The sequence below is a fragment of the Micromonospora sp. NPDC049799 genome (genome assembly GCF_040656655.1).
Classification (GTDB): domain Bacteria; phylum Actinomycetota; class Actinomycetes; order Mycobacteriales; family Micromonosporaceae; genus Micromonospora.
Map to the genome: position 1 here is coordinate 1 of NZ_JBFAMU010000449.1, position 4,048 is coordinate 4,048.

General features: G+C 73.9%; 4 protein-coding genes. 1 reads left to right on the forward strand and 3 read right to left on the reverse strand.

Annotated features, from left to right (window positions below; all coding sequences use genetic code 11):
* From AB0I76_RS24200 to AB0I76_RS24210, 3 genes are all read right to left on the reverse strand, one after another.
* Positions 1-378 (reverse strand): hypothetical protein (locus AB0I76_RS24200; RefSeq protein ID WP_357039610.1); only part of this gene is annotated, 378 nt, incomplete at its 3' end.
* A 277-nt stretch (positions 379-655) separates the two neighbouring features.
* Positions 656-1,333, reverse strand: coding sequence for a response regulator transcription factor (locus tag AB0I76_RS24205; RefSeq protein WP_357039614.1), 678 nt, complete (start codon positions 1,331-1,333; stop codon positions 656-658).
* Entirely contained in the window at positions 1,330-2,496 is a 1,167-nt protein-coding gene (locus tag AB0I76_RS24210) for a histidine kinase (RefSeq protein WP_357039617.1), read from the reverse strand. Before AB0I76_RS24210 ends, AB0I76_RS24205 begins: the two co-directional genes overlap by 4 nt.
* 164 nt (positions 2,497-2,660) lie before the next feature.
* Between AB0I76_RS24210 and AB0I76_RS24215 the strand changes: the two genes are divergently transcribed.
* A partial coding sequence (locus tag AB0I76_RS24215; RefSeq protein WP_357039620.1) for an MMPL family transporter occupies positions 2,661-4,048 on the forward strand: 1,388 nt, incomplete at its 3' end.

Consider the following 4,048-nt stretch of genomic DNA (forward strand, 5'->3'; position numbering starts at 1 on the left):
CGTGGTGCCGCCGCCGGCCGGCGCCCCGCCGATCGGCGTGACGGTGAACGTGGCGCTGCCCGCCGGGCTGCCGTCGCCGCACGTGGCGGTCACCGTGTACGTGCCCAGGGTGAATCCGGCGGTGAAGAGTTCGGCGCTCAGCCCACCGCCCGCCGCGGCGGTGGTCGAGCGGACGTTCTGGTCCCGGTTCGGCCCGGTCACGCGGAAGATCGCGTCGCCGGACTTCGGGTTGCAGGTGGTGGCGGTCAGCACGACCGTGCCGCCCACCGGTGTGGTCGCCGGTGACACCGTGGTGTCAGCCAGCGCGGTGCCGGGGAGCAGCAGCGTGCCGAGGCCCACGCCGAGCGCCGCTGTAGCGAGAACTGTCCGTGTCTTCATACGCGTCTTCCCTCACATTTCGTCCGCTGACTGCGTGGGACGTCGTTCGGGTGGCCAACTCCGTGACTAGCACCGGTGTGACCAACCCTAGGAGGGTTGGGCCCTCGATCCGGTGAAAATGAGAATTCTTCGTTGCCGTCACGTGTCCACCCGCCGGCACCGGATGCCGCCGCAGGTGCCGACCGCGTGCGGCGCGAGGTCCGCGCGCAACGTGCCGTCTGGAGACCTTCGTCGGCCACTGGCGGGACCAGGCGTACGCGTGGGACCGGTGGGATCCTCAGGCCGGGCCCTGGCCGGGCCGGATCAGACCCGACTCGTACGCCAGCACCACCGCCTGCACCCGGTCGCGCAGCCCGGTCTTGGCCAGGATCCGCTTGACGTGGGTCTTCACCGTCGACTCCTCGATCACCAGGCGGGCGGCGATCTCGGCGTTGGACAGGCCGCGGGACACCAGGTCCAGCACGTCGCGCTCCCGGGGCGTCAGCTCCCGCAGCCGGCGGTCCCATGCCGGATCGGCCGGGACGGTCTCCTGCCCCACCATCCGGCCGATGACGGTACGGGTCACCGAGGGCGCGAGCAGCGCCTCGCCGTCGGCGACGGTGTGGATGCCCGCGATGAGCTGTTCCGGCCGGATCCTCTTCAGGATGAACCCGGAGGCGCCGGCCCGCAGGGCCCCGAACACGTAGTCGTCGTCCTCGAACGTGGTCAGGATCAGCACCTTCGCCCGGTGCCGGCCCGCCACGATCTCCCGTGTCGCCGCGACGCCGTCCAGCTTGGGCATCCGGACATCCATCAGCACCACGTCCGGGTCCAGCACGCGGGTCAGCTCGACGGCCTCCCGGCCGTCCGACGCCTCGCCGACCACGTCGATGCCGTCGTCGACGGACAGCACCGCCCGCAACCCCGCCCGCATCAGGTCGTCGTCGTCGACGAGCAGCAACCGCAGCGGCGTCACCGGGCCGACCCCGCGTACGGCAGGTGGGCCCGCAACCGGAAGACCCCGCGCTCGGCGGCGGTCTCCAGCGTGCCGCCGAGCAGGCTGGCGCGCTCCCGCATGCCCACGATCCCGTGCCGACCCCCGGTGCTGGCCCGGGCGCGGGCCGAGGTCGGGTTGCTCACCGTGATGTCCACGGCCTCTTCTCCGCAGTGGACGGTCACCGCCGCGCTGCCGTCCCCGTACCGGGCCGCGTTGGTCAGCGACTCCTGGAGGATGCGGTAGGTCGCCCAGGCGACGCTGCGCGGCAGCGGCTCCGGCGGCGGCTTCACCGACGACTGGATGCGCAGCCCGTCCAGGCGGTGCCGCTCCAGCAGCTCCTCGAACGCACCCGGGTCCGCCGGCGCCGGCACGTCGCTCTCGTCGTCACGCAGCACGCGGACCATCCGCTCCATCTCCACGATCGTGGCCCGGGCCACGTCCTCGACGGTGGCGAGGGCGCGCAGGGACCGCTGCGGGTCCCGCTCGTGGGTGAGCCGGGCCGCACCGGCCTGCACGAGGATCACGTTGATCGCGTGGCCGGCCGAGTCGTGCAGCTCCCGGGCGATCCGCGTACGTTCCTCGGCCACCGCCAGGCGGCGTTCCCGCTCCACCTCCCGGGCGGCGCGGGCGGCGCGCTCCTCCAGCTCGGCGATGCGCTCCCGGCGGACCCTGGTCAGCTCGCCGGCCAGCCACGCGCCGGCGAACGTCAACGCCCAGAACAGGATGCCGGACATGGTGCTGTGGCTGCGGTACCCGGCCACCGCGTACACGCTCGCCGCCACCGGCACGAAGATCCCGACGGCGGCCCGTGCGCCCCAGCGGCGATCCGGCCGGGGATCGCCGCCGTACGCGCCGGCGAGGGTGTGTACCGCCACCACGCAGCCGAACGGGAAGTCCAGCGGGTAGCGCAGGGCCAGCAGCGCGGCGGTACAGGTGGCGGTGACCACGTAGACCAGCAGGGGCGCCCGGCGTCGGGCCAGCAGCGGCAGGGACGTGCCGACGACCAGCGCGACACCCGGCAGGTCCAGGGCCCGGGAGTCCGGTGCGGGGGTGCCGAGCCCTTCCAGGGTCAGCACCAGCAGCGACGCGCCGAGCACCAGCGCGGCGACGCCGGCGTCCACGGTCCGCGCTCGACTGCTCACCACCCGAGGTTATCCGGGGGCGTGGGCGGTGCGGGTCACCCCGGGGAAGCATCCGTCGTCCCCCCGTGGGGGTACGCCGGGATCCTCACGCGGGGTGTCGTGGCGGAGCATCCGCCGTTCCTACCGTTGGCGACCGTCATCAGTGTTCCGAGGAGGTCGTCACCGTGCTGGTCAAGCAGAATCCGACACCCGAGCATGCCGCGCCGCCGCCCCGGCGGACGAGCCGGTTCGAGCGCCTGGCCGGGTGGTCGACCCGGCACCGCTGGTGGGCCCTGCTCTCCTGGCTGGCCGTCCTGGTCGCGGTCAGTGTGGGCGCGCAGGTGGTCGGTGCGGACTACCGCAACGACGTGTCGCTGCCCGGCACCGAGTCGCAACGTGCCCTGGACACGCTGCGCGAGGGGTCGCCGGAGGCCGTCGGCACGACCGTGCAGATCGTGGTCGCCGACCCCGACGGACTAGGGACGCCGGAGAACCGGGGCCGGGTCGGCGGGATGCTGGACCAGGTACGGGGCCTGCCGTCGGTCGCCGACGTGCGGGACCCGTTCACCGACCCGGGCGCGCTCAACGCCGACGGCACCGTCGGCTACGCCACCGTGACCCTCGACAGGGAGACCGCGGACGTGCCGCCGGACGACGTGCGCCGCCTGGTCGACACGGCGCGACAGGTCGACGGCGACGGGCTCCGGGTCGAGGTGGGCGGCGACGCCGTCGTCGCGACGGAGGAGGGCGGTGGCGGGCCGGCGGAGGGGCTCGGCCTGCTCGCCGCGCTGGTCATCCTCGTCCTGCTTTTCGGTTCGGTGCTGGCCGCCAGCCTGCCGATCGTCATCGCCGTCTTCGCTGTCGGCACCGCCATGGGCCTGGTGGTGCTCGCCTCGCACGTCGCGACGGTGGCCGACTACACCAGCCCGCTGATGGTGCTGGTCGGTCTCGGCGTCGGCATCGACTACGCGCTGCTGTTGTTCTCCCGCTACCGCGGTGAACTGCTCTCGGGCGCCACGAGCGGGGAGGCGACCCGCCGGGCGGTGGACACCGCCGGGCGTACGGTCCTGTTCGCCGGCACCACCGTGATCCTCGCGCTGCTCGGCCTGGTGGTGCTGGGGCTCGGCTCGTTGCAGGGTGTCGCGGTGGCGGTGGCGCTGACCGTGGCCACCACCATGGTCGCGGCACTGGTGCTGCTGCCCGCCCTGCTCGCGGTGATGAGCCGACGGATCGAGCGGGCGGTGCACCGCCGGGCCGGTCGGGGGCCCGGCGACGGCACCCGGTGGGCGACGTGGTCGACGCTGGTGCAGCGCCATCCCTGGACAGCGTCGTTGCTGGCGCTCGGCGCCCTGCTCGCGCTCGCCGCCCCGGTGCTCGACATGCGGCTGGGCATCGCCGATCCCGGCAACGGTGCCACGTCGCGGACCAGCCGCCAGGCGTACGACCTGCTCGCCCGTGGGTTCGGACCGGGCTTCAACGGTCCCCTCGTCGTGGTGGTGGACGCCACCGGAGCGGCCGGCGCCGACCCGCGGGCGGCGGCGGAGCGGGCCCACCCGGTCCTCGTCGGTACGCC